The organism is Bradyrhizobium sp. SZCCHNPS1003, assembly GCF_032381555.1.
In the GTDB taxonomy this organism is placed as follows: Bacteria; Pseudomonadota; Alphaproteobacteria; order Rhizobiales; family Xanthobacteraceae; genus Bradyrhizobium.
In genome coordinates this window covers 1-5,727 of record NZ_JAUHIU010000041.1, presented here as the reverse complement: position 1 = coordinate 5,727, position 5,727 = coordinate 1, and the positions used below count along the sequence as shown (strand labels likewise).

Genomic DNA, 5,727 nt, shown 5'->3' with positions numbered 1-5,727 from the left:
CTCTCCACCGAACCGGTCGAAAACTTTGAATCACATCCAGAAATCGCTTGGAATCGCTTTCGGGCATCCCGTAGCCCACAAGGGGAGAGGGCGCATCAACGAGCAGCGCTCCTTCGCGATCACTGCGTGTAGGAAAAGGCGCCTCTACGAAAAGAAATCCTGTGCCTTTTTCAGCGCCCGCACCAGCACGTCGACCTCTTCCCGCGTGTTGTACATCGCGAACGACGCCCGGCACGTCGCCGTGACGCCGAAGCGCTCCAGCAGCGGCATGGCGCAATGGGTGCCGGCGCGGACCGCGACGCCGGAGCGGTCGATGACGGTGGCGAAGTCGTGGGCGTGGGCGCCCTGCATCTCGAACGAGACGATCGCCCCCTTGTCGGCGGCGTTGCCGATGATGCGCAGCGAGTTGATCTCGCGCAGCTGCTCGGTGGCGTAGGCGACGAGATCATGCTCATGCGCCGCGATGCGCTGCTTGCCGATCGAGGCGACGTAGTCGATCGCTGCCCCCAGCCCAGCGGCTTCGACGATCGGCGGCGTACCGGCCTCGAAGCGATGCGGCGGGTCGCCATAGGTGACCCAGTCCCGCGAGACCTCGCGGATCATCTCGCCGCCGCCGTTGAACGGCGGCATCGCGGCTAAGAGCTCGCGCTTGCCGTAGAGCGCGCCGATGCCGGTCGGGCCGTAGATCTTGTGCCCGGTGATGCAATAGAAATCCGCATCGAGATCGCGGACGTCGACCTCCATGTGCACGGCGGCCTGCGAGCCGTCGATCAGCACCGGGATGCCGCGCGCATGCGCGATGCGGATGACCTCCTTGACCGGGACGACCGTGCCGAGCACGTTCGACATCTGCGTCATCGCCACCATCTTGGTGCGCGGCGTCAGCAGCTTTTCGAATTCGTCGAGCAGGAAATTGCCGTCGTCGTCGACAGGAGCCCATTTGAGCACCGCGCCCTGGCGCTCCCGGAGGAAATGCCAGGGGATGATGTTGGCGTGGTGCTCCATGATCGAGAGCACGATCTCATCGCCCGGCCCGATCCGCTCGCGGCCGAAGGTCTGCGCGACCAGGTTCACGGCTTCCGTGGCGCCGCGCGTGAAGATGATCTGCTCAGGGCTTTCGGCATTCAGGAACGACGCCACCTTGGCGCGGGCGCCCTCATAGGCCTCGGTGGCGGCGTTGGCGAGATAATGCAGCCCCCGATGCACGTTGGCGTATTCGGACGTATAGACCTGGTTCATCCGGTCCAGTACGGCCTGCGGCTTCTGCGCCGACGCCGCGTTGTCGAGATAGACCAGCGGCTTGCCGTGCACCTGCATGCCGAGGATCGGAAAGTCCGCACGGATGCGGCCAACGTCGTAGCCGCTTCCGTTCACCGCTGCATGCATCACCTACTCCCGTTGTCCGAGCCAGCCCAGCATCGCTTCGGTCAACGCCGCCCGCACGCTCTCATCGGCGGCGCCTTCGATGATCTCGCCAACGAAGGCCTGGATCAGCAGCGCCTTGGCTTCCTTGGGCGGAATGCCGCGCGCCATCAGATAGAACAGCAGCTCGTCGTCGATCGCGCCGGTCGTGGTGCCGTGGCCGCACTGCACGTCGTCGGCGAAGATCTCGAGCTCCGGCTTGCTGTCGGCCTCGGCCTCGTCGGACAATAGCAGCGCCCGCGACATCATCTTGGCGTCAGTCTTCTGCGCGCCGGGACTGACCGTGATCTTGCCCTGGAAAACCGCGCGCGCGGTGTCGCCGACGACCGCCTTGAAGGTCTCGCGGCTCTGGCAGTTCTCAGCTGCGTGCTCGATCGCCAAGGTCGTGTCCGCATGCTGGGTGCCCGACAGCAGCGATCCGCCGCGGATGTCGGCAACAGTGCCCTCACCCGCGATATGCACGAACAGCTGGTTGCGCACCAGGCTGCCGCCGGCGACGAAGCCAAGCTGATTGAAGGTCGCACGCGCGCCGATATTGGCGAGCAGCGAGGAGATGTGCAGCGCGCTGTTGCCCTCCCGGGTCACCTTGACATGGTCGATCCGCGCCTCGTCGCCGACGACGAGCTGCATCGCGGTGTTGACTTGATATTCGCTTCCGTCGGGCCCCTGATGCGACTCGACGATGGTGGCGCTGGCCCCAGTTCCGATATTGACCAGCGACCGCGTGTACATCGAGGTTGCGACCCAATTGGTCGTGACGAATGCGACGTGGACTGGCCGGCTCAGCGCCGTGCCCGGCGCCACCAGGATCACGACGCCATTGGCAGCCAGCGCGGTGTTGAGCGCCAACGCCGGATCGTCGTCAGGCACGACGGGGCCGAGACGCTGCGACAGCAGCGGCTTGTCGGCGGCGAGCGCGTCGGCCATCGGCTGGATGGTGAGGCCCGGCTCGAGATCGGCGAGGTCGGACAGCTCGGGTACGAAGGCACCGTCAACGATCATCAGCTTGCGGAAGCCAGCGCCCGCGAACAAGTCGCTCGCCTCGCGCGCCTTGGTTTTTGCCGCGTCGTCGGGCAGCGAGGCGAGCCGCTTGGCCTCCTTCATCTGCCCGCGCAGGTCGGTGTAGCGCCACGCCTCGACGCGCCGGTGCGGCAGGCCGACCGCATTGAAACGGTCGAACGCAGCAGCGCGCACCGCGGTGATCTCCTCGCCGCCCGGCAGATAGCGGCGGGCGCCCTGATACAGATCGGCCAGCCCGAGTTCGGCCTTGGTCTTGCGGATCACGACGCCCATGTTCGTCCTCCCCGGCGCCTTACGCCGCTTCGCTCTGGTACTGGGCGTAGCCGGTCGCCTCGAGCTCGCGCGCGAGGTCTTTGCCGCCGGTGCGGACGATGCGGCCCGCCGCGAACACATGGACGATGTCGGGCACGATGTAGTCGAGGAGGCGCTGATAGTGGGTGATCACGATCATGCCTCGCTCGGCGGAGCGCAGCGCGTTGACGCCGTTGGCGACGACCTTCAGCGCGTCGATGTCGAGGCCGGAATCGGTCTCGTCGAGGACGCAGAGCGACGGCTGCAGCAGCGCCATCTGCAGGGTCTCGTTGCGCTTCTTCTCGCCGCCGGAGAAGCCGACATTGAGCGGCCGCTTCAGCATGTCGGCATCGATGTTCAGCGTCTTGGCGATCTCGCGCACCCGCTTGATCAGGTCCGGCGAGGACAGCTCCTCCTCGCCGCGCGCCTTGCGCTGGGCGTTGAAGGCGGCCCGCAGGAAGGTGAGCGTCGCGACGCCGGGGATCTCCAACGGATATTGGAACGCGAGGAACACGCCCTTGGCGGCGCGCTCGTCGGCGGACATCGCCAAGAGGTCCTCGCCATTGAGATAGACCTCGCCGGCCGTGACCTCGTAGCCGGGCTTGCCGGCGAGCACATAGGACAGCGTCGACTTGCCGGCGCCGTTCGGGCCCATGATGGCGTGGATCTCGCCCTTGTTCACGGTCAGGTCCAGGCCCTGGATGATCTTCCGTCCGCCTGCGATCTCGGCATGGAGCCCCTTGATTTCGAGCAAGGCCGTCATCGAACACTCCTTCTGATGCTGTCGCGGCGCGACGCCGTCATCCAACCGATCCTTCGAGGCTGATCGAGATCAGCTTCTGCGCCTCGACCGCGAACTCCATCGGCAATTGCTGCAGCACGTCCTTGACGAAGCCGTTGACGACGAGGCCGACCGCTTCCTCCTGGGAGAGCCCGCGCTGGATGCAGTAGAACAGCACGTCCTCGGAGATCTTCGACGTCGTGGCCTCGTGCTCGAACACCGCGGAGGAGTTCTTGGCCTCGATGTAGGGCACGGTGTGCGCGCCGCATTTGTCGCCGATCAAGAGCGAGTCGCAGGCGGTGAAGTTGCGCGCGCCGGAGGCCTTGCGATGGGCGCTGACCAGGCCGCGATAGGTGTTCTGCGACTTGCCGGCGGCGATGCCCTTGGAGATGATCCGGCTCGACGTGTTCTTGCCGAGATGGATCATCTTGGTACCCGAGTCGACCTGCTGGAAGCCGTTGGAGATCGCGATCGAATAAAACTCGCCGCTGGAATTGTCGCCGCGCAGGATGCAGCTCGGATATTTCCAGGTGATCGCCGATCCCGTCTCGACCTGGGTCCAGGAGATCTTCGAATTTGTGCCGCGGCAGTCACCACGCTTGGTGACGAAATTATAGATGCCGCCGACGCCTTCGGAATTGCCGGGATACCAGTTCTGCACCGTCGAATATTTGATCTCGGCATCATCCAGCGCGACCAGCTCGACCACGGCGGCATGCAGCTGGTTCTCGTCGCGCTGCGGGGCCGTGCAGCCTTCGAGATAGGAGACGTAGGCGCCCTTGTCGGCGATGATCAGGGTGCGCTCGAACTGGCCGGTGTTGCGCTCGTTGATGCGGAAGTAGGTCGACAGCTCCATCGGGCAGCGCACGCCCGGCGGGATGTAGACGAACGAGCCGTCGGAAAACACCGCCGAATTCAGCGTCGCGAAATAGTTGTCGGTGGTGGGCACCACCGTGCCAAGATATTTTTGGACGAGGTCGGGATGCTCGCGTAGCGCTTCGGAGATCGGCATGAAGATCACGCCGGCCTTCTTCAGTTCCTCCTTGAACGTCGTCGCCACCGACACCGAGTCGAACACGGCATCGACGGCGATCTTGCTGCGCGGCGCCGCGACCTCGCCGTCGACATCCGCTGCCGCCGCCGCAGGCCGCTCGACGCCTTCGAGGATCTCGACCTCGCGCAGGGGAATGCCAAGCTTCTCGTAAGTCTTCAGGATCTCCGGATCGATCTCGTCGAGCGAGGCGACCTTCTTCTTCGGCTTCGGCGCCGCGTAGTAATAGAGATCTTGATAGTCGATCTTCGGGTATCCGACGCGCGCCCAGGTCGGCTCGGTCATCGTCAGCCAGCGGCGGTACGCCTCCAGCCGCCATTCGAGCATCCAGGCCGGCTCGTTCTTCTTGGCCGAGATGAAGCGGATCGTGTCTTCCGACAGCCCCTTCGGAGCCTTCTCGGACTCGATGACGGTCTCGAATCCGTAGCGATATTGATCGACGTCGATGCCCTTGACCCGATCAATGGTCTCCTGAACCGCTGCCATCTCTCACTCCGCTTGCAATGTTTCCGTCGTGGCCCGCGTCAGGCGGGCACGCAGGTGTCCGGCACCGGACAGACGGCAGCGCATTGCGGCGCGTCGAAGTGGCCCTCGCACTCCGTGCACTTCTTCGGATCGATGATGTACATGTCGTTCTTCAGCCGGATGGCCGCATTCGGACATTCGAACTCGCAAGCCCCGCAGACCGTGCATTGTGAGGCGATGATCTTGTAGGTCATGTGCAGCTCCCCGCGATCCCTGCGACATCGGACGACGTCATTCACGGGGTATCTTTCAAGCCGCGTGCCAGAGAGCATTTGGTTGATTTCTAAGGAGGATTCTAAAGATCGCCACGCCGGTCAGCTGTCGCTCTCCCGACAGCATGTCGCAAGTGCGACAGGGCGCATGAAGTCGCGTGCGCGTTTGGGTCGAGCCCCCGCCACGAAGGCAGTGAGCTCCCCTCCCCCCTGCGGGGAGGGGTCGGGGGTGGGGGTCCACGAGCACGCTGCACGTGATGCGCGCTAATGCTGTCACCAGCGGAGTGACGATGTGTGATGTAACGAGCAGCTCAGCGGACGTGAGTACAGCGAGCGAACTCACGACGATCAGCGCCCTGACCGACCGGGTTGATCCCTGACATTTTGGACCGGGCTGATCCCTGACACTATTCGATCACTGCTGT

The 5,727-nt window shown here is 64.5% G+C and carries 5 protein-coding genes; all 5 read right to left on the bottom strand.

The genetic code is table 11. The features are described from left to right. Positions 1 to 144: 144 nt before the first annotated feature. Genes QX126_RS33425 through QX126_RS33405 form a run of 5 tightly spaced genes read right to left on the bottom strand, consistent with a single transcriptional unit; the run spans position 145 to position 5,284 of the window. Positions 145 to 1,386: a cysteine desulfurase gene (locus QX126_RS33425; RefSeq protein ID WP_315786874.1), complete on the bottom strand. Its 1,242-nt coding sequence runs from the start codon at positions 1,384 to 1,386 to the stop codon at positions 145 to 147. Positions 1,387 to 1,389: 3 nt separating this feature from the next. Next, positions 1,390 to 2,715 (bottom strand): Fe-S cluster assembly protein SufD, encoded by a 1,326-nt coding sequence (gene sufD, locus QX126_RS33420; RefSeq protein WP_315786871.1) that lies wholly within the window; start codon positions 2,713 to 2,715, stop codon positions 1,390 to 1,392. A gap of 19 nt (positions 2,716 to 2,734) precedes the next feature. Continuing rightward, positions 2,735 to 3,496, bottom strand: a complete 762-nt coding sequence (gene sufC, locus QX126_RS33415) for a Fe-S cluster assembly ATPase SufC (protein WP_315740944.1) — start codon at positions 3,494 to 3,496, stop codon at positions 2,735 to 2,737. Positions 3,497 to 3,533: 37 nt separating this feature from the next. Next, on the bottom strand, positions 3,534 to 5,051 hold the full coding sequence (gene sufB, locus QX126_RS33410) for a Fe-S cluster assembly protein SufB (RefSeq protein WP_315786868.1): 1,518 nt from the start codon (positions 5,049 to 5,051) through the stop codon (positions 3,534 to 3,536). Between the two features lie 38 nt (positions 5,052 to 5,089). Next, positions 5,090 to 5,284, bottom strand: coding sequence for a 4Fe-4S dicluster domain-containing protein (locus tag QX126_RS33405; protein WP_006609648.1), 195 nt, complete (start codon positions 5,282 to 5,284; stop codon positions 5,090 to 5,092). Positions 5,285 to 5,727 lie beyond the last annotated feature (443 nt).